The organism is Cyanobium sp. Copco_Reservoir_LC18 (genome assembly GCF_009834675.1).
Lineage (GTDB): Bacteria > Cyanobacteriota > Cyanobacteriia > PCC-6307 > Cyanobiaceae > Cyanobium > Cyanobium minutissimum.
The window spans coordinates 71,478-95,257 of the sequence record NZ_ASAC01000026.1; the positions used below are offsets into that span (position 1 = coordinate 71,478).

At 71.8% G+C, this 23,780-nt stretch carries 27 protein-coding genes and 2 tRNA genes; 14 read left to right on the forward strand and 15 right to left on the reverse strand.

What is annotated here, in order from left to right:
* Nucleotides 1-57: 57 nt before the first annotated feature.
* Both L107_RS14630 and L107_RS14635 read right to left on the reverse strand, forming a co-directional pair.
* The gene (locus tag L107_RS14630) at nt 58-1,206 is read right to left on the reverse strand and encodes a trypsin-like peptidase domain-containing protein (protein WP_159820055.1); all 1,149 of its coding nucleotides are present in this window, start codon (nt 1,204-1,206) and stop codon (nt 58-60) included.
* A complete protein-coding gene (locus L107_RS14635; protein WP_159820057.1) occupies nt 1,206-2,003 on the reverse strand; it encodes a metallophosphoesterase in 798 nt (265 codons plus the stop codon). Before L107_RS14635 ends, L107_RS14630 begins: the two co-directional genes overlap by 1 nt.
* Nucleotides 2,004-2,083: 80 nt before the next feature.
* Between L107_RS14635 and L107_RS14640 the strand changes: the two genes are divergently transcribed.
* From L107_RS14640 to L107_RS14665, 6 genes are all read left to right on the forward strand, one after another.
* The gene (locus L107_RS14640) at nt 2,084-2,368 is read left to right on the forward strand and encodes a hypothetical protein (protein WP_159820059.1); all 285 of its coding nucleotides are present in this window, start codon (nt 2,084-2,086) and stop codon (nt 2,366-2,368) included.
* Nucleotides 2,369-2,509: 141 nt separating this feature from the next.
* A complete protein-coding gene (locus L107_RS14645) occupies nt 2,510-2,983 on the forward strand; it encodes a ribosome assembly cofactor RimP (RefSeq protein WP_159820061.1) in 474 nt (157 codons plus the stop codon).
* A 51-nt stretch (nt 2,984-3,034) separates the two neighbouring features.
* Nucleotides 3,035-4,456: a transcription termination factor NusA gene (gene nusA / locus L107_RS14650; RefSeq protein ID WP_159820063.1), complete on the forward strand. Its 1,422-nt coding sequence runs from the start codon at nt 3,035-3,037 to the stop codon at nt 4,454-4,456.
* A complete protein-coding gene (locus L107_RS14655) occupies nt 4,453-4,809 on the forward strand; it encodes a YlxR family protein (protein ID WP_159820065.1) in 357 nt (118 codons plus the stop codon). The genes nusA and L107_RS14655 overlap by 4 nt, the downstream gene beginning before the upstream one ends.
* Entirely contained in the window at nt 4,806-8,180 is a 3,375-nt protein-coding gene (gene infB / locus L107_RS14660) for a translation initiation factor IF-2 (RefSeq protein WP_159820067.1), read from the forward strand. Before L107_RS14655 ends, infB begins: the two co-directional genes overlap by 4 nt.
* A gap of 4 nt (nt 8,181-8,184) precedes the next feature.
* The gene (locus L107_RS14665; RefSeq protein ID WP_159820069.1) at nt 8,185-8,919 is read left to right on the forward strand and encodes a low-complexity tail membrane protein; all 735 of its coding nucleotides are present in this window, start codon (nt 8,185-8,187) and stop codon (nt 8,917-8,919) included.
* Here L107_RS14665 and L107_RS14670 read toward each other — a convergent pair.
* Nucleotides 8,836-9,093 carry a DUF3493 domain-containing protein gene (locus L107_RS14670; protein ID WP_106220257.1) on the reverse strand — a complete coding sequence of 86 codons (258 nt, stop codon included), beginning with the start codon at nt 9,091-9,093 and terminating at the stop codon, nt 8,836-8,838. The two genes, L107_RS14665 and L107_RS14670, sit on opposite strands and share 84 nt — an antisense overlap.
* A 52-nt stretch (nt 9,094-9,145) precedes the next feature.
* Between L107_RS14670 and L107_RS14675 the strand changes: the two genes are divergently transcribed.
* Both L107_RS14675 and L107_RS14680 read left to right on the forward strand, forming a co-directional pair.
* Nucleotides 9,146-9,217: transfer RNA gene (locus L107_RS14675), tRNA-Thr, on the forward strand.
* 92 nt (nt 9,218-9,309) lie between these two features.
* Nucleotides 9,310-9,801 carry a hypothetical protein gene (locus tag L107_RS14680; protein WP_159820071.1) on the forward strand — a complete coding sequence of 164 codons (492 nt, stop codon included), beginning with the start codon at nt 9,310-9,312 and terminating at the stop codon, nt 9,799-9,801.
* A 5-nt stretch (nt 9,802-9,806) separates the two neighbouring features.
* Here L107_RS14680 and L107_RS14685 read toward each other — a convergent pair whose 3' ends face one another.
* The 6 genes from L107_RS14685 to L107_RS14710 form a co-directional block, all read right to left on the reverse strand.
* A complete protein-coding gene (locus L107_RS14685; RefSeq protein WP_106220255.1) occupies nt 9,807-10,175 on the reverse strand; it encodes an AbrB family transcriptional regulator in 369 nt (122 codons plus the stop codon).
* 221 nt (nt 10,176-10,396) lie between these two features.
* Nucleotides 10,397-10,660: a hypothetical protein gene (locus tag L107_RS14690; RefSeq protein WP_159820073.1), complete on the reverse strand. Its 264-nt coding sequence runs from the start codon at nt 10,658-10,660 to the stop codon at nt 10,397-10,399.
* Nucleotides 10,661-10,758: 98 nt separating this feature from the next.
* Nucleotides 10,759-11,064 (reverse strand): lactate dehydrogenase, encoded by a 306-nt coding sequence (locus L107_RS14695; protein WP_236550719.1) that lies wholly within the window; start codon nt 11,062-11,064, stop codon nt 10,759-10,761.
* Between the two features lie 420 nt (nt 11,065-11,484).
* Nucleotides 11,485-12,450: a tRNA glutamyl-Q(34) synthetase GluQRS gene (gene gluQRS, locus L107_RS14700; RefSeq protein ID WP_159820494.1), complete on the reverse strand. Its 966-nt coding sequence runs from the start codon at nt 12,448-12,450 to the stop codon at nt 11,485-11,487.
* A gap of 56 nt (nt 12,451-12,506) precedes the next feature.
* Nucleotides 12,507-12,782: an HU family DNA-binding protein gene (locus L107_RS14705; protein ID WP_015110525.1), complete on the reverse strand. Its 276-nt coding sequence runs from the start codon at nt 12,780-12,782 to the stop codon at nt 12,507-12,509.
* Nucleotides 12,783-12,929: 147 nt separating this feature from the next.
* Nucleotides 12,930-13,733: an MBL fold metallo-hydrolase gene (locus L107_RS14710; RefSeq protein WP_159820075.1), complete on the reverse strand. Its 804-nt coding sequence runs from the start codon at nt 13,731-13,733 to the stop codon at nt 12,930-12,932.
* Between the two features lie 70 nt (nt 13,734-13,803).
* On the opposite strand from L107_RS14710, the gene L107_RS14715 reads away from it, so the two are divergent.
* Entirely contained in the window at nt 13,804-15,957 is a 2,154-nt protein-coding gene (locus L107_RS14715) for a glycogen-debranching protein (RefSeq protein WP_159820496.1), read from the forward strand.
* Here L107_RS14715 and L107_RS14720 read toward each other — a convergent pair.
* A tRNA-Gly gene (locus tag L107_RS14720) sits at nt 15,912-15,982 on the reverse strand. The genes L107_RS14715 and L107_RS14720 overlap by 46 nt on opposite strands.
* Before the next feature lie 119 nt (nt 15,983-16,101).
* Between L107_RS14720 and L107_RS14725 the strand changes: the two genes are divergently transcribed.
* Genes L107_RS14725 through plsY form a run of 5 tightly spaced genes read left to right on the forward strand, consistent with a single transcriptional unit; the run spans nt 16,102 to nt 20,354 of the window.
* Nucleotides 16,102-17,541: an MFS transporter gene (locus L107_RS14725; protein ID WP_159820077.1), complete on the forward strand. Its 1,440-nt coding sequence runs from the start codon at nt 16,102-16,104 to the stop codon at nt 17,539-17,541.
* A complete protein-coding gene (locus L107_RS14730) occupies nt 17,538-18,287 on the forward strand; it encodes an ABC transporter permease (protein ID WP_159820079.1) in 750 nt (249 codons plus the stop codon). Before L107_RS14725 ends, L107_RS14730 begins: the two co-directional genes overlap by 4 nt.
* Nucleotides 18,284-18,751: a DUF3119 family protein gene (locus L107_RS14735; RefSeq protein WP_159820081.1), complete on the forward strand. Its 468-nt coding sequence runs from the start codon at nt 18,284-18,286 to the stop codon at nt 18,749-18,751. The genes L107_RS14730 and L107_RS14735 overlap by 4 nt, the downstream gene beginning before the upstream one ends.
* Nucleotides 18,748-19,698: a DUF3086 domain-containing protein gene (locus L107_RS14740; protein ID WP_159820083.1), complete on the forward strand. Its 951-nt coding sequence runs from the start codon at nt 18,748-18,750 to the stop codon at nt 19,696-19,698. The genes L107_RS14735 and L107_RS14740 overlap by 4 nt, the downstream gene beginning before the upstream one ends.
* A gap of 20 nt (nt 19,699-19,718) precedes the next feature.
* Nucleotides 19,719-20,354 (forward strand): glycerol-3-phosphate 1-O-acyltransferase PlsY, encoded by a 636-nt coding sequence (gene plsY, locus L107_RS14745; protein WP_159820085.1) that lies wholly within the window; start codon nt 19,719-19,721, stop codon nt 20,352-20,354.
* A 33-nt stretch (nt 20,355-20,387) separates the two neighbouring features.
* Here plsY and proC read toward each other — a convergent pair whose 3' ends face one another.
* From proC to L107_RS14770, 5 genes are all read right to left on the reverse strand, one after another.
* Entirely contained in the window at nt 20,388-21,218 is an 831-nt protein-coding gene (proC, locus tag L107_RS14750) for a pyrroline-5-carboxylate reductase (protein ID WP_159820087.1), read from the reverse strand.
* Entirely contained in the window at nt 21,205-21,774 is a 570-nt protein-coding gene (locus L107_RS14755; protein WP_159820089.1) for a cell division protein SepF, read from the reverse strand. The genes proC and L107_RS14755 overlap by 14 nt, the downstream gene beginning before the upstream one ends.
* Nucleotides 21,775-21,848: 74 nt before the next feature.
* Complete coding sequence (locus L107_RS14760; protein ID WP_201295918.1) at nt 21,849-22,535, reverse strand: YggS family pyridoxal phosphate-dependent enzyme; 687 nt, start codon at nt 22,533-22,535, stop codon at nt 21,849-21,851.
* Nucleotides 22,535-22,801 (reverse strand): PipX family protein, encoded by a 267-nt coding sequence (locus tag L107_RS14765; RefSeq protein ID WP_015110514.1) that lies wholly within the window; start codon nt 22,799-22,801, stop codon nt 22,535-22,537. The genes L107_RS14760 and L107_RS14765 overlap by 1 nt, the downstream gene beginning before the upstream one ends.
* 22 nt (nt 22,802-22,823) lie before the next feature.
* Nucleotides 22,824-23,780: an energy-coupling factor transporter transmembrane protein EcfT gene (locus tag L107_RS14770; RefSeq protein WP_159820091.1), complete on the reverse strand. Its 957-nt coding sequence runs from the start codon at nt 23,778-23,780 to the stop codon at nt 22,824-22,826.

Genomic DNA, 23,780 nt, shown 5'->3' on the forward strand with positions numbered 1-23,780 from the left:
TGCCGGAAATGGCGCAGACCGTAGCAAGGGGGACCGTCCTGGCCCCCCTGGCCCTACCTACCCCGCCTGGGGCAGGGCCGCCGGCCGGATCGAGAGCTGCAGCTCCCGCTGGCCCCGCACCACCTTCAGCGGCAGGGGCTGGCCCACTTCGGCCCGTTCCACCTGCTGGAGCAGGGCCGAGGGGGTGTTCACCGGCTGGTCGGCGATGGCCACCACCAGATCGCCGCGGTGCAGCCCGGCCGCCTCGGCCGGACTTTCCGGCAGCACCCGCTGCACCAGGGCGCCGTCCCGCTCGGGGAGCTGCAGCAGGGCATCCGGATCTTTGTTGTTGTCGCGGGCCATGCGGGCCGTGAGCGGCACCAGCTGGAGGCCCAGGTAGGGGTGGACCACCGTGCCGCCGTCCCCGAGCTGGTCGGCCACCTTCCGGGCCAGGTTGATGGGGATGGCGAAGCCCAGCCCGGCGCCGGGCCCGGAGCGCACCAGGGTGTTGATGCCGATCACCTCACCGGCGGCGTTGATCAGGGGGCCGCCGGAGTTGCCCGGGTTGATGGCCGCGTCCGTCTGGATCAGGTCGAGTCGCTTGTCGGCGAAGCCGAGGCTGTTGATGTCGCGATGCAGGCTGCTGACGATCCCCAGGGTGACCGTGCGCTCGAGGCCGTAGGGGCTGCCCAGGGCGATGGCCCAGTCGCCCACCTCCAGGGCTTCGGAATCCCCCAGGGGGGCGGCGCTGAGGGGGGCTTTGCCGCTGACGTGCACCACCGCCAGGTCGGTCACCGGGTCGGTGCCCACCACGGTGCCGTCCAGCTGGCGGCCATCGGCCAGGGTGACGGTGACCCGGTCCACGCTCTCCACCACATGGGCATTGGTGAGCACCAGGGCGCGGCGGCTGTCGATCACCACCCCCGAGCCCTGGCCGCGCTCGCGCGTGCTGCCCGAGGGATCGCCGAACAGATCCCGCAGCAGGGGATCCAGCAGGGCGGGATCGAACGGGGGCCGGGCCACGTTGCGCTCGGTGTCGATCCGCACCACCGCCGGCCCCACCCGCCGGGCGGCGTCGGCCACGAAGCTGTGGGGCGTCAGGGCCGGGGGGGCCTCCTCGAGCGCCGCCGCCGGCAGGGGAAGGGCGGCGAACGCCAGCAGCAGGGCCACCGCCATCAGGCCCCGCAGCCGCCGGATCAGGGAAGACAGGGGGAAGGGGCGTTGCATCAGGGGAGGCTAGGACCGTCGACAGGTTCCCAGCGCAGCAACCGCTGCCGCAGCACGCCGTCCTCCCCCAGCGCCAGCCAGCGCCCGCCGGGGTCGGCCGGCCGGCCCAGGGGGCAGGGCTGCACCGGCCCGAAGCTGCGCAGGGTGGAGGGACAGCCCAACAGGGGCACCGCCGGCCTTCCCGGGAGCCCCGCCTGCCAGTGCTGGTGGATGTGGCCGCAGACCAGCCCCCGCAGGGCGGCCAGCGGCCCCAGCAGATCCAGCAGGGCCTCGCCGTCCCGCAGCCGGATCGCGTCCATGGCGGCATCGCCGATCGGCAGCGGCGGATGGTGCACCGCCACCACCAGGGGCAGCTCGCCGTCGGTCGATGCGGCGGCCAGCTGGCGCCGCGCCCAGGCCAGCTGGGTCGGGCCCAGTTCACCGGCGGTGTCACCGCTGCGGTGGCTGTCGAGCAGCAGCAGCTGGCCGGTGCCGCAGCGGATCAGGGCCGGGGCGACCAGGGCGCGGCGCCCCAGGGCGGCCCGCAGCAGGGTCGGATGGTCGTGGTTGCCCGCCAGCAGGGCCACCGGCAGCGGGATCTCCTGCAGCAGGTCCCCGAGGCGGGCGTAACCGCCCCAGCTCTCGTCATCGCAGAGATCGCCGCTGATCAGCACCAGATCGGGGGTCTCCCCGGCGCTGCGGAGCTGGCCCAGGGCCGCGTGGAGCCCGTGGCGAAGCAGGGCCAGCGCCGGCCGGCCGTGGCAGCGACCATCGGGATCGGCGAGCAGATGGGGATCGCTGAGTTGAAGAATTCGCATCGGAGACGGCTCCGGCCGGCCTGGAGCGGGACCGCTCGACCTGAATCGGCTTAACTTTGCCCCCAGTCCTCCCCGAGGCCATGGCCCCGATCCCCCCCGGCACGCGGCAGCGCTGCACCCTCTGCAAGGTGGAGATCCAGGGGATGGCCGGAGGCAACGACCTGGTCCACTTCAGCCAGGGGGCACCGGGCAGCCGCGCCAAGCTCTGGGCCCGGGTGTGTCAGTACCTGCGCACACCGGAGCAGTGCGGCCAGTGCCTCAATCAGGACCTCAGCCTGCGGGGTGAGGTCACTGCCAACGATTACTACGCGGAAGCCCCGATGCTGGAGATGCCCAGACCGCCGGAGGCCAATCCTCTAGGGTGATGGGGTGCCCGCCGGGGCTCACCCTTGTTCCGCATGGCCTTTCCCCTGACGGGTGGAAGCCGGGCGGTTGGGGGCAGTGAACACTGCAGCGCGCGGCGGGCCGTCCCGCCAGCGGGAGTCCTCTCCCCACGCCGCCCTTCCTTGCCCCATCCCCTCACCGACGACCTGGAGACGCTGGCGCGGCCGGTGGTCGCTGCGGCGCACCTTGAGGTGCAGTCCGTCGAGGTGCTGGCCCACCGCATCCCCCTGACGGTCGTCGTGCGGGTGCAGCGGGCCGATGGCACCGATGTCAATCTCGATGAGTGTGCCGCCGTGAGCGGTCCCCTCGGCGAGGCCATCGAGGCCTCCGGGCTGCTGACGATGGCCTACGTGCTGGAGGTGAGCAGCCCCGGCATCGGGGAGGATCTCCACTCCGACCGGGATTTCGTCAGCTTCCGGGGCTTTCCGGTGGAGGTGCTCCGGCGGGACGCCGACGGTGCGGAAGTGCGGCGCATGGGCCTCCTGCTCGGCCGCGATGCCGAGGTGGTCCAGCTCAACGAGCGCGGCCGCATCCTGCGCATTCCCCGCGACGACGTGCTGCGGGTGCGGCTCACCCAGGCGCCTCCCGATTCCTGAACCGCTCCGGTTCACCCCCCGTTTCCTACCTGCCCCCACGCCCCCGAGTCCATGGCCCTGGTTCTGCTCCCCGGTCTCAACAACCTGATCGAGGACATCAGCGACGAGAAGAAGCTGGCTCCCCAGGTGGTGGAGGCGGCCCTGCGGGAGGCGCTGCTGAAGGGTTACGAGCGTTACCGCCGCACCCTCTACCTGGGCATCAGCGAGGACCCCTTCGAAGAGGACTACTTCAGCAACTTCGACGTGGCACTCGATCTGGAAGAGGAGGGCTACCGGGTGCTGGCCAGCAAGATCATCGTCGAGGAGGTGGAGAGCGACGACCACCAGATCGCCATCGAGGAGGTGCGCCAGGTGGCGGAGGACGCCCAGATCGGCGACACGGTGGTGCTGGATGTGACCCCGGAGAAGGATGACTTCGGCCGCATGGCCGCCGCCACCACCAAGCAGGTGCTGGCCCAGAAGCTGCGGGACCAGCAGCGGCGCATGATCCAGGAGGAATTCGCCGACCTGGAGGATCCGGTGCTCACCGCCCGGGTCATCCGGTTCGAGCGCCAGAGCGTGATCATGGCCGTCAGCAGCGGCCTGGGCCGGCCCGAGGTGGAGGCGGAACTGCCCCGCCGCGACCAGCTGCCCAACGACAACTACCGGGCCAATGCCACCTTCAAGGTGTTCCTCAAGGAGGTGAGCGAGGTGCCCAGGCGCGGCCCCCAGCTGTTCGTCTCCCGGGCCAATGCGGGCCTGGTGGTCTATCTGTTCGAGAACGAGGTGCCCGAGATCCAGGAGGGCTCGGTGCGGATCGTCGCCGTGGCCAGGGAAGCCAATCCCCCCTCCCGCGCCGTCGGCCCCCGCACCAAGGTGGCGGTCGACAGCGTGGAGCGGGAAGTGGATCCGGTGGGGGCCTGCATCGGCGCCCGCGGCTCCCGCATCCAGCAGGTGGTGAATGAACTGCGCGGCGAGAAGATCGACGTGATCCGCTGGTCGCCGGATCCGGCCCAGTACCTGGCCAACTCCCTCAGCCCGGCGCGGGTGGAGATGGTCCGCCTGGTGGACCCCGAGGGACACCACGCCCACGTGCTCGTCCCCCCCGACCAGCTCAGCCTGGCCATCGGCCGGGAGGGTCAGAACGTGCGCCTGGCCGCCAGGCTCACCGGCTGGAAGATCGACATCAAGAATGCCCAGGAGTACGACCAGGTCAGCGAGGACCAGACGGTGGCGGCCCTGATCGCCCAGCGACAGGAGGAGGAGGCCCTGCAGGCCGAGGCCGAGGCCCGGCTGCAGGCCGAACAGGCCACCCGCGCCGAGGAGGACGCCCGTCTGCGGGAGCTCTACCCCCTGCCGGAGGACGAGGAGATGGATGGGGAGGGTGAGGGCGAGGAGGACGGCGGGGAGTTCGCTCCGGTCGAAGCCGACGATCAGCTCGAGCCCCCGCCCGAGGAGGCCCTTGAAGCGGCCCCTGGTGAGGACGTCCGGTGACGTCGCCCGCCGGGCGGCCGGTGCTGCGGCGCTGCGTCTCCTGCCGTCGCCTGTGCGACCGCACCCTGCTCTGGCGTGTGGTGCGCCAGGCCGACGGGACGGTGAGCCTGGACCGGGGCATGGGCCGATCGGCCTATCTGTGCCCGCAACCGAGCTGCCTGGAGGAAGCCCGCCGCCGCCGCCGCCTCCAGCGCGGCCTGCGCTGCGCCGTCAGCGACACCATCCTCGCCAGCCTCGAGGCCCGTCTCGAGCGATCGCCCCCGCGACCTCTGAGGCAAGATGAACCATGGTCGCCACGAGCGTGCGGCCCCGGGGCCCTTTCGGCTCCACCGTACGGAGACCTTTCTGAATGACCAGCAGCGGCAAAGTGAGAATCTACGAGCTGTCAAAGGACCTGGGCCTGGACAACAAGGACGTGCTCGATGCCGCCGAGAAGCTCTCCATTGCGGCCAAGAGCCACAGCAGCTCCATCAGTGATGACGAGGCCTCCCGGATCCGTTCGCTGATCGGTGTGACCGTCGCCAGCCCGACCCCCGCACGCCCCGAATCGCCCACCCGGCCCGAGCCGGCGGCGCCGGCACCCCCCGCCAAGGCGATCCTGGCGGTCAAGAAGGCCGCTCCGGCTCCGGTGAGCAGCCCCCGCAGCGGCGCGGCGCCGGTCGCTCCGGCCGCCGCCGCTCCGCCGGCTCCCCCCGCCAGCCGTCCCCCCGCGCCCCGCCCCGTGGCGGCGGCCTCGGCCCCGACTCCGGCCCGGCCCGAGCCCCCGGCGGCACGGCCCAGGCCCGCCGGTGCCCCGGCCCCGGTGCCGGCGCGTCCGCGACCTGTCGAAGCCGGCAAACCGGCCGGCCGGCCGCCCACGATCGTGGGCAAACCAGCCGCAGCGGCACCGGTCGCCGCCCCCACGGCGAAGCCGGCCGCCCCCGGCGCCCCGGCCCGTCCTGCGCCTGCGGCCCCTGCCCGGCCGGCCGCCGCGGCCCCGCCGACCAAACCCCTGGCGGCACCGAAGCCCACCGGTCCGGCCCCGGTGAACCGTGCCTCCCAGCCCCCGGTCCGGGTCGGTTCGCCCCAGCGTCCCGGTGCCCCGGCCCCGGCACGGCCCGCCCAGGCCGGCACGCCCACCCGGCCGCCCGCCACCCGGCCCCAGCTCGTCGGCCGTCCCCAGCCCGGCCCGAGCGGCCCCACCAGCAGCCGGCCCGCCCCTCCCTCGGCCCGACCCCAGCGCCCCGGAGCTCCCGCACCGATCCGTCCCGGCAGCGCCGGCTCCAGGGCCGGCTCGGCCCCGGGGCGGCCCGGCCCCACCCCTCTCGAACTGGTCGGCAAGCCGATCCGCCGCGACTCGGCCGGCCCCGGCACCTCGTCGGCGGGCCGTCCGGCGGCCCCCGGCCGTCCGGGCATCCCCGCGGGGATGCGCAAGCCGATGGCCCCCGGCGAGCTGATGCAGCTCCAGAAGCCCACCGGTCGCCCCACCGCACCGCCGCCGCGCCGTCCCGACCGCAGCGAAGGCGGCACCGAGGCCGGTGGTGAGACCGAGGGCGTGACGCGCCCCACCGCCACCCCGCCGGCCGCGCCCCGCCGCCCCGGCTTCCGCCCCCCCACCCCGGCCGGTGCCCGCGCCCCCGGCGCCCGGCGCCCCGACTGGGACGACAGCGCCAAGCTCGAGGCCCTGCGCAGCCGCACGCCCCAGAAGCAGCGCCAGAAGGTGCACATCATCGGCGAGAACGATGATGCCCTCACCGCCGAGACCGGCGGCTACGCCGGCGAGCAGGAGGCCATGGTGCTCCAGGCCAGCCTGGCGCGGCCGGCCAAGCCCCGCTCCGCTCCCGGCACCGCCGCCAAGCCCACCGTGGCGGTGCGCAAGCGCAAGAAGGAGACCACCCGCCAGCGGCAGCGGCGCCGCGCCATGGAGCTGCGGGCCTCCCGCGAGGCCAAGGCCCAGCGGCCCGAGATGCTGATCGTGCCGGAGGGCAACCTCACGGTGCAGGAGCTGGCCGACCGCCTCGGGGTGGAGAGCTCCGAGATCATCAAGTCCCTCTTCTTCAAGGGGATCAGCGCCACCGTCACCCAGACCCTCGATCTGCACACGATCGAGACGGTGGCCGAGGAGTTCGGCGTGCCCGTCCTCGAGGACGACGTCGAGGCCGCGGCCAAGAAGACCGTGGAGATGATCGAGGAGAGCGACAGGGCCCACCTGATCCGGCGCCCGCCCGTGGTGACCGTGATGGGCCACGTCGACCACGGCAAGACGAGCCTGCTCGACGCCATCCGCAAGACCCGGGTGGCCGCCGGGGAAGCCGGCGGCATCACCCAGCACATCGGCGCCTACCAGGTCGACGTGCCCCACGGCGACGAGCACCGCAAGATCACCTTCCTCGACACCCCGGGCCACGAGGCGTTCACCGCCATGCGGGCCCGCGGCACCAAGGTCACCGACGTGGCGGTGCTGGTGGTGGCCGCCGACGACGGCGTCCGCCCCCAGACCCTGGAGGCGATCAGCCACGCCCGCGCCGCCGAGGTGCCGATCGTGGTGGCGATCAACAAGATCGACAAGGAAGGGGCCCAGCCCGACCGGGTCAAGCAGGAGCTCTCCGGCCTTGATCTGGTGGCCGAGGACTGGGGCGGCAACACCGTCATGGTCCCCGTGAGCGCCATCAAGGGGGAGAACATCGACAAGCTGCTGGAGATGATCCTGCTGGTCACCGAAGTGGAGGACCTGCAGGCCAACCCCGACCGGATGGCCCGCGGCACGGTGATCGAGGCCCACCTCGACAAGGCCAAGGGCCCGGTGGCCACCCTGCTGATCCAGAACGGCACCCTCAAGGCCGGCGACGTGCTGGCGGCCGGCCCGATCCTCGGCAAGGTGCGGGCCATGGTCGACGACACCGGCAAGCGGGTGAAGCAGGCCGGCCCGTCAAGCGCCGTGGAGGCCCTGGGCTTCAGCGAGGTGCCCACCGCCGGCGACGAGTTCGAGGTCTACGCCGATGAGAAGAGCGCCCGGGCGGTGGTCGGCGACCGGGCCACCGAGGCCCGGGCCACCCGCCTGGCCCAGCAGATGGCCTCCCGGCGGGTGTCCCTGGCCTCGATGTCGGGCCAGGCCAGCGAAGGCGAGCTCAAGGAGCTCAACCTGATCCTCAAGGCCGATGTGCAGGGCAGCGTCGAGGCGATCCTCGGGTCCCTCGAGCAGCTGCCCCAGGAGGAGGTTCAGGTGCGGGTGCTGCTCTCGGCACCGGGCGAGATCACCGAAACCGACGTCGACCTGGCGGCCGCCTCCGGCGCCGTGATCGTGGGCTTCAACACCTCGATGGCCTCCGGCGCCAAGCGCGCCGCCGACGCCACCGGCGTGGATGTGCGCGATTACGACGTCATCTACAAGCTGCTCGAGGACATCCAGCTGGCCATGGAGGGCCTGCTGGAGCCCGAGATGGTGGAGGAGAGCCTGGGCGAGGCGGAGGTGCGGGCCGTGTTCACGATCGGCAAGAGCGCCGTGGCCGGCTGTTACGTCACCAGCGGCAAGCTGCAGCGCAACTGCCGCATCCGGGTCCATCGCGGCAAGGAGCTCGTCTACGAAGGCGACCTCGATTCCCTGCGGCGCAACAAGGACGACGTCAAGGAGGTGGCCACCGGCTTCGAGTGCGGCATCGGCTGCGACCGGTTCACCGGCTGGCAGGACAAGGATCGGGTCGAGGCCTTCAAGCTGGTCACCCAGCGCCGGACCCTCAGCACCTGATCCCGTGACGCCCCGCAGCGAGCCGCTGCTCTGGCTCCAGCTGATCGCCCTCGGGGTCCTGCCGCTCGAGGCGCTGCTGCTGCTGCTGGTGCTCGCCGGCAGCGACCCGGGTCCCCTGCCCGGTCTGGAGCGGCTGCTCTGCTGGGCCATCGGCGCCCTGGCCCCGGCGGTGCTGCTGGTGCGCCGCCCCGCCGACGTCTGGTCGCTGCTGCTGCTGCAGACCCCGCTGCGGGGTCGCCGGGAACTGCAGCGGCGGCTCAGCCGGCTGCAGGTGGCCCCCGGGCTGGCCCTGGCCACCGCCGGCGGCGCCGCCCTTGCCCTGCCCCTGCTGTGGTGGATCGATCGCCAGGCCGCCGTGGCCGCACCCCTCACCCCCTTCGCCTCCTGCCCGCGCCTGGTGGCCCTGCTGCTGGCGGCCCTGGTGCTGCTGGTGATGCTGTGGCAGTGGCAGCAGCTGATCCAGTCCCTCTGGCTGCTGAGCCGCAGCCCCGAAGCCGTGGCGGCCACCCGTCCCCTTGGCCTGGAGGAACTGGAGCAGCAGCGCCTCTGCCTGGGGCTGCCCCTGCTGCTGCCCGATCCCCTCAGGCTGGCCGAGCCGGTGGCGCCCCCCCAGGCGGCGCCGCCACCGGCAGCAGCGGCGCCAGCTCCCGAACCCTCAGCCGTCGAGGCGGTTGCGGTCGAACCAGAGCAGGCCCCCGAACAGGGCGACGGCGCCGACCTGGATGAGGAGATCCCCTGAGGCCACCTCCGAGCCGGCGGAGGCCCGCAGGGCCATGGTGGCCAGGCCCAGCCCGGCCGAGGCCACCAGGGCGAACCACAGGGCCCGCCGGAGCCCCCGCCAGGGGGTTCTCGCTTCGGTGAGCAGGCGCTGGCGGAGGGCCGGATCCAGGGATCTGTTCGGGTCGGATCCCATGGAATGCGGCTCAGCGGATGGTGTTCCGACGAATGCTAATTTCTTGGCCGACGCCGGTGTAGCTCAGGGGTAGAGCAACTGATTCGTAATCAGTAGGTCGTCGGTTCAAATCCGATCACCGGCTTTTTTTCACCGCACCGCCGTTGGCCGCCATCCGTCGCCGGGCCTCCCTGACTCCGGCGTCCTGGGGCGGCACCAGTGCATCCCTGAACGGCCATGGATGATCTGAACGCCCGCCATGAAGCTCTGCTGGAGAGCCACCACGGGGCCCTGCGTCAGGCCGCCGAACGCCTGCTGGAGGCGACCGCATGGTCGCTGGCGACGCCGGCCCTGATGCTGCGGATGGCTGTGCCGGCCGCAAGCCAGGTGGTGGCGGTGGGGGACCTGGGCCGCTGGATCCCGCACCTGGGTCCTGATCTGGATGCCTTCGTGCGTCTGAGGCGCCAGGGGGTCGACGTGGGCGAGGCCTATGCGCGATGCCGTGCCACCGACGGGGAGGCCTTCCTGGGCGCCTGGGGGAGCCTTCGGGGGGAGCGTCCGCTGGTCAGCCACGACGACCTCAACCGGTTCGCCGTCCTGTCGCAGCAGGGATTCAGCCGATCCCCCCGCCATCTGCTGGTGGTGGTGAACTGGGGCGAACGGGTGACGGCGTTCCTGGTGGCCTGCGAACGCCAGAGGAGACGGACGCCCCCCGCCGGCCCGGGCTGAACGGGTCAGTCGTCGTCGTCGGTGGAGCCGGCGGGGATCAGGCGGATCTGCTTGCGGCCCAGCTTGATCTCGAATTCATCGCCGGGCTGCAGATCAAGCATGGCGGTGTAGGCCTTGCCCACCAGAAGATTGCCATTGCCCTGCACGGTGGCCACATAGCTGAGTTTGCGACCGCCTTTGGAGGCGCCCTTGCCACCGCCTTCGCCCAGGCTCACGCCCTTGGCTTCCAGCAGGGCCTCGTAAAAGGCGGTGAAATTCAGACGCTCTGCCCCGTCCTTCTTGGTGCTGACGTAGCCGCAACCACGCACCAGATCGGATTTCGAGACATCGCCCAGTTCCTTGACCTTGGCCAGGAGATCAGATCCGGTGAGCATCGGAAGCAGAAAGACCTTTCGGCTCACACTATAAAGCTTTCGTCGCTTGTCGTCATTGGAGGATCTGCCGATAAGCCGAGCTGAGAAAACCAGCCGATGACGCTCTGCCCATGGCGCTCTGCTGAGGGCGGCGTGTCGATTGTTGCCACGAACCAACGGGAACCTGTGGCGGCTTGGGGAGACAAGATCCTGCGGCCTTCACCGCAACCGGAGGCACCGGCTCAGCACAGGGCGATGGGCCACGCCACCTTGACCACATCAAAGTCGTCACCGCCCAGGCGATTGAGTTCACCGGCGGCACGCTGGGCTGCCTCGTGGGTATGGAACAGATAGGCCGAGGTCGGTTCGCTCACATGTCCGAGGCCCTGGTCGTCGGGACGGATGGAGACGTAGGAACCATTCGAGAGACGCTGCAGCACATAGCGCTCCGCCTGGGTGCATTCCAGGGGACGGGCCGGATCGATCCCGGGTGCCCAGCAATGCATCACAACCCCCGCGAGTGACCCTTCTGAACTACTCCAGTGGACCCGCTGGCCGCGAGGGAGCGCCACATGTCGTTGCAACGGGGCCCGGGCCCCGCGGTTCATGTCTCATTGCCGCCGAAGTCGTCGTCATAGCCCTCGTAAGGCTCGAACTCACTCCAGCCCGGGCTGGCGTTCTGCAGCAGCCCGTAGCGGGCATCCACATCATTCATGAGCGTGTTGCCGGTGGGCACCGTGTCGCAGGTGATCGACCCATCGGCGGCGGTGACGCAATTCTCGAACTGCACATTCGCCAGTGCCGTGTCCCCTCCCCCCACCAGGACGAGCAGCAGGAGGCCGGCCAGGGAACCCGCCCGGAGTCCGCGGCAGGGCCGCGAACCATCGCTGGAGTGCAGAGCGTCGGCCATCAACGGAGGGGGCATCTGCTGGGATGATGGCACCGCTTCAACACACGCACCCATGTACACCGACTGGACCGCCGTGATCCTGCTGCTGCTCACGGCGGCACCCCTGGCCGTGGTTGTGGCCACCGCCGCCTTCTTCATCTGGCGGAAGAAACGGACCTCGAAGTGACCATTCGGAAGACCACCCCATCGCCCCCGATGGCCGGGGAGCGGCCCTGACCGAGGCAGTCAAGGCAGGTGCGGTAACGCTGATCATCGATGCGCAGCAGACCGCTGCCACCGCACTGGGGACATCGGCTCTGACCGAGGGTCGGGCCCTTCGATCCGGAGGCAGGAACCGGCACAGCCGTGGCCGGTTCGCAGGGGTTTGTTCTCATCTCCTCACTGTGCCTGGCCCAGACCCCCTGGATCCCGGAATCTTCCTTAAGGATTCGCGCCCTTCCCCCGGCGCAGGCAATCCTCCAGGCCGTCCAGGGTCAGATGCTCCGCCAGCTCCCGGGCACTGAGCCGGCTGCCCGGCGCCACCAGGCCAAGGCTGGCGGCCAGGTGCCCGATCACCCCGGGGGCATCCAGGCCGCGCAGGCGCAGGCCGGCCAGCCCCTGGGCCCCCTCCCGTTTGCTCAGCCGCTCCCCCTGGCCATCCCGCCACAGGGGCACATGGGCATAGGACGGCGGGTCGGCGCCGAGGGCGGCCATCACGGCCACCTGGGCGCCGGTGGAGGGCCAGAGATCCTCTCCCCGCACCACCTCGCTGATGCCCATCAGCAGCTCATCCACAGCTGTGGCCAGGTGGTAGGCCACCACCCCGTCGGCCCGGCGCAGCACCACGTCCCCCACCGCGGCGGGGCCGTCCTGGCCGCCGGCGGGCCCGCAGCGCTCCTGCCAGCGCAGGGCGCCGGGCTCCAGGCGCAGTCGCCAGCTGGGCAGCCGCCCGGCCTGGGGGCCCCAGTGGGGCGGGCGGTTCCGGCAATACCCCGGATAGACCGCCAGCGCTCCGTGGGGGGCGGAGACATCGGCCAGCAGCCGCCGGCTGCAGCGGCAGGGGTAGAGACGCCCGGCCTGGCGCAGGGCGGAGAGAACGGTGGCGTAGACGCCGCGCCGGGCGCTCTGGCAGGCCACGGGTCCGTCCCAGGGCAGTCCCAGCCAGCGCAGGTCCGCCAGGATCGCGTCCGCGGCACCCGGCCGGTTGCGGGGCCCGTCGAGGTCATCGATGCGCAGCAGCCAGGCACCGCCCCTCAGCCGGACTTCGAGCCAGCCGAGCAGGGCGGTGCGCAGGTTGCCCCGATGGAGGGGACCGGTGGGGGAGGGGGCAAAACGGGTTCGGTAGCCCCGCCGCCGGAGCTCCAGACCCGAGGCGAGGCGTTCCTGGAGATGGAGGGGCAGCCGCAGGGGAGGTCCGGACGCCCCTGCGGCCGCCGCCATGGCCGGAGCGCGGCGGCTGGGGATCAGCCCTGGACCTTGTCCTTGAAGAGCTTGCCGGCGGTGAAGGCGGGCACGCGCTTGGCGGGGATCTTGATCTTCTCGCCAGTCTTGGGATTCAGACCCTGACGGGCGGACCGCTCACGGGGCTCGAAGGAGCCGAAACCGAGGATGGACACCTTCTTGCCCTCGACCACCGAATCGACGATGGTTTCGATGGCGGCATCGACCACGAGGGAGACGTCGGTCTTGGTGAGCTCCGTGCGGGCAGCCACGATGTTGACGAGATCAGCTTTGTTCATTGTTCGGGGGAAGCCTCCGGGTAGGTGGCGATGGCGGGGTTCGGGACGTCGAGTGATGGAGGCGAATCGGAAGTCCCCGACCGCCCGGTGCGTTCAGCGCGCCAATCGTATGGGCGTTGCGGCAGGGCCGCAACAGGAGAAGTCCACTCATGACAGCGGTTTGGGGTCCGTGGAGTCCGCAGCGGGGCGTTCCGTGGTAATGGCGCCTACCTCCAGACCGCCCCCGGGCGGCTGGAGCGCGAGGGCCTCCAGATCCAGGGCCGCCAGCAGGGCGGCGCCCTGCTCCACCAGCTTCTCCCCCCTCAGCGCCCCCAGTCCGGCGCCGCTGGCGATCCAGCCGGGAGAGCCGGGCGGCAGCCAGCCGCGCAGGCGCTCGATGCTGCGCAGCTGGCGACCCCAATGGAAGGTGCCCCGCTGCCGCAGGGGCGCGACGCGGGCCGGCGCCACCGGAACCAGGAGTCGGCCGCAGAACAGCCCACCCCGGCCGTCCCCCGCCGCCGGGGCGACCTGCACCACGCAGGCACCGGGGGAGGGCCCCGGCGTCCAGAGCAGCCCCACATCCGGCTCCAGCCGGTGCTCGGCGGCGAAGGTGTGCAGCGGATCCACACCGGGCAGGAGGTAGGCCTCCTGTTCCTGGACGAGCACCGGCCAGCCCAGGGCCTGCTGCAGGCGGCGGCAGCGGCCGTGGCCGCCGCGGCCGGTGAGCACGATCCAGGCCCCGTGGGCGCCGCTCTCCGCTGTCCGCCGGCGGGGGCGGCCGGCCAGGAAGCGCAGGTTGGCCCGGGTGTAGGCGGGGCAGTCGATCAGCAGGTCGGCGCCGGCGGCCTCCAGCAGCCAGGCACTCCCCCCCTGGCTCTCGCGGCTGGGGGCGAACAGCCACAGCCCCGGCCGGACCGGCAGGGGCGGGCGGCCCTCCTCGGACGGCAGCAGGGCAGCGGGGGAAGCGTTCATGGCCCCATTGAACCCCCGGCGGCAGCTTCCGGAGGCCCGGCGTAGCCTGGTCGCAACCCAGGCCAGTGATTTGTCGGCGACCCGGATCGGACATCCCTGGCCACTGGGGGCCTCCGTCACCCGCCGGGGTGTGAATTTCTCGGTGGTGGCCCCCCTGGCCACCCGCATCGAGCTGCTGATCTTCGCGGACGGCTCCGCCAGGGAGCCCCTGGAGGTGATCGAACTCGACCCCGGCCACCGCTCCGGTGAGCACTGGCACGTGGAAGTGGAAGGCCTCGGGGTGGGCTGCTGTTACGGCTACCGGGTGTTCGGCCCGATCCAGCCCGGCAGCCATGGCTTCAATCCCTCCAAAGTGCTGCTCGATCCCTGCGCCAGGGCGATCACCGGGTGGGACGTCTACCAGCGGGGCGCCGCCGTCGGCGCCGTCCCCAACGCCTCCGCCTGCCTCAAGGGGGTGGTCACCGAGCGGGACCGGTTCGACTTCGACGCCGCCCCCCGGCCCCGCCATTCCTGGCAGAAGAGCGTCATCTACGAGCTGCACGTGGGCGGCTTCACCCGCGGGGCGGGCTGCCCGGTGGCGCCGGAACGCCAGGGAACCCTCCTGGGGCTGATCGACACCCTTCCCTACCTGCAGGCGATGGGGGTGACGGCGATCGAGCTGCTGCCGGTGATGGCCTTCGACCCCCAGGACGCCCCCGCCGGGCGGTTCAACCACTGGGGCTACAGCCCCGTGAGCTGGATGGCGCCCCATCCGGCCTACCTGGTCGACGGCGACCCGCTGCAGGGCCGCCACGAGGTGCGCCAGCTGGTCACCGCCTGCCACCAGGCCGGCCTGGAGGTGCTCCTGGATGTGGTCTACAACCACACCACCGAGGGCAACCAGGAGGGGCCCACCCTGAGCTGGCGGGGCTTCGGCGACGCCCTCTACTACCACCAGACCGCCCGGGGCGACTACCTCGACGTCAGCGGCTGCGGCAACACCATCGCCGCCAACCGCCCCCTGGTGCGGCGCCTGATCCTGGAGTCCCTGCGCTGCTGGAGCACGGAGCTGGGCATCGATGGCTTCCGCTTCGACCTCGGCATCGCCCTGACCCGGGGGGAGGGTCTGGCCCCCCTCGATGCCCCTCCCCTGTTCGAGGAGATGGAGGCGGATCCGGATCTCAGCGATCTGAAGGTGGTGAGTGAACCCTGGGACTGCGGCGGCCTCTACCGGCTGGCTGACTTCCCCGCCCGGCGGGTGGCCAGCTGGAACGGCCGCTTCCGCGACGACGTGCGCCGCTTCTGGAAGGGGGACGACCGCACCACCTGGAACCTGAGTCAGCGCCTGTCAGGCAATCCGGATCTGTTCAACGGCCAGCCCTCTCCGGTGGGGCGCACGATCAACTTCCTCACCGCCCATGACGGCTTCACCCTGGCGGACCTGGTCAGCTTCGACCGCAAGCACAACCTGGCCAACGGCGAGAACGACCGCGACGGCGACAACCACAACAACAGCTGGAACCACGGCGTCGAGGGCCCCTGCAGCGATGCCGGCGTCAACGGCCTGCGGGACCGGCAGCTGCGCAACCTGCTGGCCACCCTGCTGCTGGCCCCCGGGGTGCCGATGCTGCTGATGGGCGATGAGGTGCGCCGCAGCCAGGGCGGCAACAACAACACCTGGTGCCAGAACAACCCGCTGGGGTGGATGCACTGGCAGCCGGACGCCGGCGACATGGCCCTGCGTCGCTTCCTGCGGCGCCTGATCCAGCTGCGCCAGCGGCTCGCCCCCCTGCTCAACCAGGAGTTGCCCCTGGCCCCGGCCCCTGCCGGCCCGTCCCGGGGCGCCGGCAGCCTGCCCCTCTGGCGGGAGTGGCACGGCCTCGAGCTGGGCAAGCCCGACTGGGCCAGCTGGTCCCACTGCCTGGCCTGGAGCCTGCATGACGCCAGCCTCGGCCCCCTGCTCTGGTGCGGCATGAACGCCTACTACCAGCCGATGCAGTTCCAGCTGCCGGCCCAGGCCGCCGGCTGGCGGCGGGTCATCGACACGGCCGTCCCGGGCGACCACGACCTGCCGGCGAAACCGGACCCCTGGCTGCTGCCGACGGCGCCCCTGGAGAGCCGCAGCCTGATGCTGCTGGTGGCGACCCCGCTGCTCGAGGAGCCTGGGGAGGGGGCGGTGGCGGCTCCGGCGGAGGAGCAAGCGGGCGGCGGGAATCGAACCCGCATCATCAGCTTGGAAGGCTGAGGTTTTACCACTAAACTACGCCCGCAGCAGTACAGGGGTACTGGCGACCGGTTCTTCGGAACTGGTTCCCCGAATCCGGCTGCAGCATTATGACCTGCACCGGACGGCCACAACCCGACTACCACCACCGGAGCCCCTCCAGGTTTGACCACCCCCACGCCGTCCATCCCGCCACCGGCAGCGCCGCACCTGCCGTCGGGTGTGGTGGATACGGCGGATCTCCCCGCCGGTGAGCGCCGCCGGGTGCTCCTGGCCTACGGCATGGGGGACGCCGGCACCGGCATGGCCGCCTCCCTGATCGGCTTCTACCTCTTCATCTTCTACACCTCGGCGGCGGGGCTGCCGGCCTGGATGGCCGGGCTGGTGCTGATGACAGCCCGGCTCTGGGATGCCATCAACGACCCGATCGTGGGCTGGCTGAGCGACAAGACCCGCTCCTCCTGGGGACCGCGGCTGCCCTGGATCCTGGGCAGCGCCGTTCCGCTCGGCTTCGCCATGGCCCTGATGTGGTGGCTGCCGCCGGGGGGGCTCTGGGTCCGGTTCGCCGTGTTCGTGGCCATCTCGATGGTGGCCAACACCCTCTACACCTGCGTCAACCTTCCCTACTCCGCCCTGGCGGCGGAGCTCACCACCAGCGTCAACCTGCGCACCCGCCTCAACAGCGCCCGCTTCACCGGCTCGATCATCGCCGGTCTGGTGGGGATCGTGCTGGGGGGTGTGCTGCTCAAGGATCACCAGAACCCCGACAGCTACCTGCAGGTGGGGATCTTCTCGGGGGTGCTGATCACCTGCTCCACCCTGCTCTGCGGCTGGGGCATCGCCCCGGCGGCCCGGAACTGCCAGCGGCCCACCAGCCAGCGGGGCACCACCCGGCGGCTCCTGGCCCGGGTGGGCAGCAACGGACGCTTCCAGATGGTGCTGGGGCTGTATCTGCTCCTCTGGTGCGCCCTGCAGATCATGCAGACGGCGGCGCTGATCTTCCTGCCGGTGGTGATGCGGCTGCCGGAGGGCTGGAGCAACTGGATCCTGCTGCCCTTCCAGATCAGCACCCTGGTGGGGCTTCAGCTCTGGACCGCCGTCGCCCGTCGGCGTGGTCGCCTCACCGCCCTGCACTGGGGCACCGCCCTCTGGATCGCCGCCTGTGTGATGGCGATGCTGCTGGTGCCCCTCGATGCCGCCATGGGCCCCACCGCCTCCACCACCAACCTGGTGCGTCTCACCGCCCTGGTGGTGACCATCCTGATCGTCGGCCTGGGGGCCTCCACCGCCTACCTGATCCCCTGGGCGCTGCTGCCGGACGCCATCGATGCCGATCCGGAGAAGCCCGCCGGGCTCTACAGCGCCTGGATGGTGTTCACCCAGAAGATCTGCATCAGCCTGGCTCTGTTCTTCTTCGGCAACCTGATGAGCCTGAGCGGCTACCAGGCGGCCCAGGGCATCCTCCAGCCGGACAGCGCCCTGCTGGCGATCCGGATGTGCATGGGCCTGATCCCGGCGCTGCTGGTGGTGCTGGGCCTGGTGGTGATGCGGCGCTGGCCGGAGCGGGGCCCCGAGCCGGAGACCCTGACGCCCTCCGCGCCATGAAGCCGCCCCGCTGGCTGCAACGGCTGGGGGCCAGCCTGATGATCGGTGGTCAGGCGGTGAGTGCCATTGCCCGTGGCCGCATCGGCATGGTCGACCTGGTGCAGGAACTGCTGGAGGCCGGGCCGGGCAGCTTCCTGATCGTGCTGATCACCGCCCTGGCGGCCGGCACCGTGTTCAACATCCAGGTGGCGGCCGAGCTCTCCAAACAGGGGGCCAGCGCCGCCGTGGGGGGGCTGCTGGCCCTGGGCCTCTCGCGGGAGATCGCCCCCCTGCTCACGGCGACCCTGCTCACCGGCAAGGTGGCCACCGCCTACGCCGCCCAGCTGGGCACCATGAAGGTGACCGAGCAGATCGACGCCATCACGATGCTGCGCACCGACCCGGTGGAGTACCTGGTGGTGCCGCGGGTGCTGGCCATGGTGGTGATGGCGCCGGTGCAGTGCCTGCTGTTCTTCTGGATGGCGATCTGGTCGGGCCAGGTGAGCAGCACGCTCCTGTACAGCATTCCTCCGAGCGTCTTCTGGAACTCGGTGCGGGTCTGGATGGAACCCGACGACCTGCCCTCGATGCTGCTCAAGGCCGTGGTGTTCGGCCTGATGATCGCTGTGATCGCCTGCGGCTGGGGGCTCACCACCCGGGGCGGCCCCAAGGAGGTGGGGACCAGCACCACCGGCGCGGTGGTCATGATTCTTGTCAGCGTCGCCCTGGTGGACGTGCTGCTCACCCAGTTGCTCTTCGGTCAATGACCTCCGCCCCCTCCCCCCCTCCAGCCGGCGACGGCACCGCCGACACGGACGCGGTGGTCCTCCGCCCCCAGGCCTGGGTGCCGCTCGGACTGCTGGGTCTGGCGGTCGCCACTGTTGCCCTGCGGCCCCTGTGGAGCGCCGCGCTCTGGCCGGCCCTGGCCATGGGGCTGATGGGGTTGTTCCTGCTGCTGCAGACGGCCCTGCTGCGGCTGCGCTTCGCGGCCGACGGCCTGCTGGTGTCCCGCGGCGAGACCGTGATCCGGCGCTTCCCCTACGACGCCTGGATCGGCTGGCGGGTCTGGTGGCCGGCCCTGCCGGTGCTGTTCTATTTCCGGGAGCAGAAGAGCATCCACCTGCTGCCGATGCTGTTCGACGCCACGGCCCTGCGGGAGGAGCTGGAGCGGCGTCTGCCGCCCGCCCCTTCCCCTGAGCCCCCCGCCGCCTTGCCCCCCCGCCTGCCATGAGCGACCAACCCGACCCCCCCGCCATCACCCCGCCGGATCCCACCCCGGCAAGCCCCCCCGCCTCGGCCGCTGGCGGAACCGATGGGCTCCTGGAGCTGGCCCTGACGGAACTGCGGGACCGGCGTGCCGCACTCCTGGGGGAGATCGGCGAACTGGAGAGCCGCCGGGAGCAGATCCGCCAGGAGATCGCCGGCAGCTTCGCCGGCCAGTCGGATGCGATCGCCCGGCGCCTCAAGGGCTTCCAGGACTACCTGGTGGGGGCCCTGCAGGATCTGGCCGCCGCCGCCGAGCAGATGGAGCTGGTGGTGCAGCCGCTGGTGGTGCAGCCCTCCCCCCTCGACCAGGCGGCGCCAGGCACCGAGGCGGGTGGCGCCCCGGAGACCGCCGCGGCCCCGGCCGCCGCGGGCCTGTTCAGCGACGATGCGGACCTGATCCGGGAGCGGCTGGAGCAGTTCGGCGGCCAGCCCGATTTCTACGCCGATCCCTGGAAACTGCGCCGGACCCTGGAGGGCTCCGCCGCCACCCGGCTGGAGGACTGGTTCCTCTCCCAGGGCGGCCGGGGCGCCCAGCCCAGCGGCGGCAGCCGCAGCCGCAACGCCCTGGCGGCGGCGGCGGCGATCGCGATCCTGGGGGAGCTCTACGGCGAGCGCTTCCAGACCCTGGTGCTGGCCAGCCAGCCGGAGCGCCTCGGGGAATGGCGACGGGGGCTGCAGGACTGCCTGGGGCTGAGCCGCGACGACTTCGGCCCCGCCAGCGGCATCGTGCTGTTCGAGCGCCCCGATGCCCTGATCGAGCGGGCCGACCGACTCGAGGAGCGGGGGGAGCTGCCCTTCATCGTGATCGACGCGGCCGAGCAGGTGATCGAGATTCCGATCCTGCAGTTCCCCCTCTGGCTGGCCTTCGCCGCCGGCCCCGGGGAGATCGACGCCGAAGCCGATCTCTACTGACCCTCCAGCCCTCTCCTGCCATGGCCTTCCTCCCCGATCTGCTCGTGCTGCCGGCGGGCTACCTGCTGGGCTCCATTCCCTTCGGCTGGCTGGCGGGCCACTGGCTTGCCGGCGTCGACCTGCGCCAGGAAGGCTCCGGCTCCACCGGCGCCACCAACGTGCTGCGGGTGCTGGGCAAGGGTCCGGCCCTGGTGGTGTTCCTGCTCGACGTGCTCAAGGGCACGGCCGCCGTGCTGCTGGCCAAGGCGGTGCTCCAGCCCCTCGGCTTCAGCGCCGTGAGCGACTGGTGGGTGGTGGCGGCGGGCCTGGCGGCCCTGGCCGGCCACATCTGGCCGCTCTGGCTGGGCTGGAAAGGCGGCAAGGCGGTGGCCACCGGCCTGGGGATGCTGCTGGGCCTCACCTGGCCCGTGGGCCTGGCCTGCTTTGGCATCTTCCTCACCACCTTGACCCTCAGCCGCATCGTGTCGCTCTCCAGCGTGGTGGCGGCCCTGTCGCTGCCCCTGCTGATGCTGGGCTCCTTCGGCGCCGACGGGCTGCGGCCGGCCTACATGAGCCTGGCCCTGCTCACCACGGCGCTGGTGCTCTGGCGGCACCGCAGCAACCTGCAGCGGCTGATGGCCGGCACCGAGCCGCGCCTCGGGGCCGGCCGCAGCTGAGGGGAGCCGGGACGCGAGGCGAACCGGTGGGAGTCACCCCAGCTGGCGGCTGCGCTCCGCCGCGGCCAGCACGGCCTCGATCAGGGCCGAGCGCAGGCCGGCCCGCTCCAGCTGGCGCAGCCCGGCGGCGGTGGTGCCGGCGGGGCTGGTCACCATGTCCTTGAGCTGGCCGGGGTGGAGCTCCTGCCCCTGCAGCAACGCCGCCGTGCCCGCCATGGTGCGGTGGGCCAGGTGCATGGCCAGCGGGCGGGGCAGCCCCCCCGCCACTGCCCCGTCGGCCATCGATTCGGCCACCAGGGCCAGGAAGGCGGGACCGGAGGACGTCAGGGCCAGAAAGGGGTCGAGCTGGGGCTCGGGAAGCTCCAGCACCTCCCCCACCTGGGCGAACAGGCGGCGCACCTGCTCGCGCCGGGCTTCAGCGACGCCCTCGCCCCAGCTCAGGCCCGTGAGTCCGGCGCGCACCAGGGCCGGGGTGTTGGGCACGGCGCGCACACAGGCCCATCCCGGGAACAGGGCCTGCAGCCGCGCCAGGGTCACCCCCGCCAGAACGGAGATGAGCAACGGTTCGCCGCCGAAGGGTGTCGCCTCAAGGGCCTCGGCCAGGGCCACGGCCGCCGCGGGGGCCACCGCTTCGATCTGCTGGGGCTTCACCGCCAGCAGCACCACCGACGCGGCCCATGCCGGGGCGGGATCGGTGGACACCGGAACCCCGAGGTCGTCGCTCAGCCGCCGGGCGGAAGCCTCGCTGGCCACCGCCGCCCTGACCGCGGAGCGCTCGAGCAGGCCGGCGTCGAGAAGCGGCAGCAGCAGGGCCCGGGCCATGCGGCCCAGTCCCACCACCCCGAAGGTGTCAGACCATGGCATCCGAACGGCCCCAGGCGGGGCTGGGGGCTGCCTCCTGCTGGTCGTCGACCGGGCCGGTGCGCCCGGAGACCACCGTGGGGGAGGCGGCTTCCTCACCGCCGGCGGTGGTGACGGTGACGCAGCTGGGGGCGAACAGGAAGATGCTCTCGCCCACCCGTTCCTGGTGACCGTCGATGGCGAAGGTGCCGCCGGCGACGAAATCCACGGCCCTCTGCGCTTGGTCCGGCTCCATCATCGTGAGGTTGAGGATGACGGTCTTGCGCTCCCGGAGGGCCTGAATCGCCCGGGGCATCTCGTCGAAGCTGCGCGGCTCCATCAGGCACACCTCAGCCACGGCGCTGGTGATGCCGGGCATGCCGATGACGTTGGTGCCGGCGAAGGGATCGTCGGTGGAGAAATCGGTGCTCAGAGCCAGGGCTCCGGTGTTTCTGCTCGCCGTCGAGGTGGTCGCGGCGGTGGTGGTGTCGCCGGGGTCGTAGTCGAGTTCGTCGTCGAAGTCGCCATCGAGATAGTCGTCACCGGAGACGACGGCACGCAGGCGGGAGAACAACGACACGGAGTCGACCTCGGGAAGGATGCTTGGCCTTGAATAGCGTCCCACATCCGAGCCGGCAAGATCCCGACGCCCTTTCATGGCTGGATTGGGCGACTTCCGAACAGCACACTGCCCAGGCGCACCCAGGTGCTGCCGGCCGCCACCGCTTCGCGCCAGTCGCCGCTCATTCCCATCGAACAGTCCGGCAGCCCCAGGGCATCGGCCAGGGCACGGCACTCCCGGAACAGCTCCAGCCGCTCCCCGGGGGTGAGGCCCAGGGGGGCGATGGTCATCAGACCGAGGCAGCGCAGGGGCGCCAGACGCCCCAGGTCGACCCCCAGGGCCCGCACCTCGTCCGGTTCGAAGCCGGTCTTGGCCGGGTCGGGGCGGAACTTGACCTGCAGCAGGATCCCCGGGGCCAGGGCCTCTTCGGCGGCGATGCGCTGCAGCCGCCCGGCCAGGGCCAGGCTGTCGACGGAATGGATGGTGCCGAAACGGCGCAGCACGGCCCGCGCTTTGTTGGCCTGCAGCCGGCCGATGAAATGCCAGTCGAGATCGGGCAGGTCGGCCAGGGCCTCCTGCTTGGCGATGGCCTCCTGCAGCCGGCTCTCCCCGAAGCTCCGCTGGCCCAGGGCCGCGGCCTGGCGCACCCGTTCCGCCGGGTGCCCCTTCGACACGGCGAGCAGGCGGGTGGTGGGGGGCAACGCCGCATGGAGGGCCGCCAGCCTCCCCGCCAGGGTGGAGCCGAAGGCCTCCGCCGCCGCGGGCGACGCCTCTGCCATCAGATGAAGGTCTGGTCGAACAGCTGGCGCCAGCGGGCCTGGGCCTCCGGCCCCTCGCGGCGACAGCGGGCCAGGTTCTGCTCGGCGAAGTGGCGGGCGTCCATCAGGGGGATCACCTCGAAATGGGCGCCGCGCTCCTGGAGGGTGACCAGGAAGAAGATCCGCTGGGCGTAGAGCGTGGCATACAGATCGCGGCTCTCGGCCACCGGCGCTACCCGATAGAGCATCCCGAAGGTCGGGTGGTTCAGATAGCGCTCCGTGCTCACGACTCCCTGCTGGCTGGGGCCATTAAAGGGCACCGACTTTCCAGCGCAGCGCCAGCAGCGCCGCCAGGGCCAGCACCGCCGCCAGGCTGGCGCCGGAGGGGGTGGCGGCCGGCTGGTGCAGGCGGTCGGGGGGAAGCCACAGGCCGCCACGCGCCATCAGGGCCTCAGCCCCCTGCTCGGAGCGAAGCAGCACGTTGGCCAGCAGCCGCTCCCCCACCGCCAGCACCAGGCCAAGACTGGCCTTCCAGCCCAGGCGACGCAGATTCACCGCCCGGGTGGCGATGGAGCGCAGCAGGTTCTGGAGCTCCTCCTGCACCAGGGGCAGGAAGCGCAGGGACAGCAGCAGGGTGAAGCCCAGGCGCTCCACGGGCCAGCCCAGAATCCGCAGGGGGCCCAGCCACCAGGCGATGGCCCAGACCAGCTCCTCCGGCGGTGTGGAGAGCAGCAGCAGGTTGGCGCTGTGGATGACGGTGAACAGCAGGGTGGCGCCGTTGATGCCGAGTTCGGCGGAGCGGCGGGTGACCACCAGGGGGCCCAGCTCAACGGGGCCGGCCATCACGGGGCCCCAGCGCACCAGCTCCCAGGAGAGGCCCGCCCGCGACGCAGGCGGGGCGCCTGGGGGAGCGGGCACCAGCCGCAGCTCCCCCGGCGGGCGCTGCAGGCTGGCCGGCGGGCTGCCTGCGGCCGGCAGCAGGGCGCTGAGCAGACCCACCAGCAGCGCCAGGGCGATCAGCAGGGGCAGGCTCTGCCGCCAGAGACGCCAGGGCAGGCCGCTGACGGCGGTGATCAGCAGCAGCAGCCCCACCAGGGCCACGCGCCAGAGCGGTCCGGCCAGGATCGGCGTCACCAGGAACGCCACCGTCCAGACCAGCTTGACCCGCGGATCGAGCCGCTTCAGCCAGCTGCCTCGGCCACCGTTGTCGCCGCCCTCGCCGTCATCGACGTACTGACCGATCGGCAGCTGCCGCAACCAGTCCAT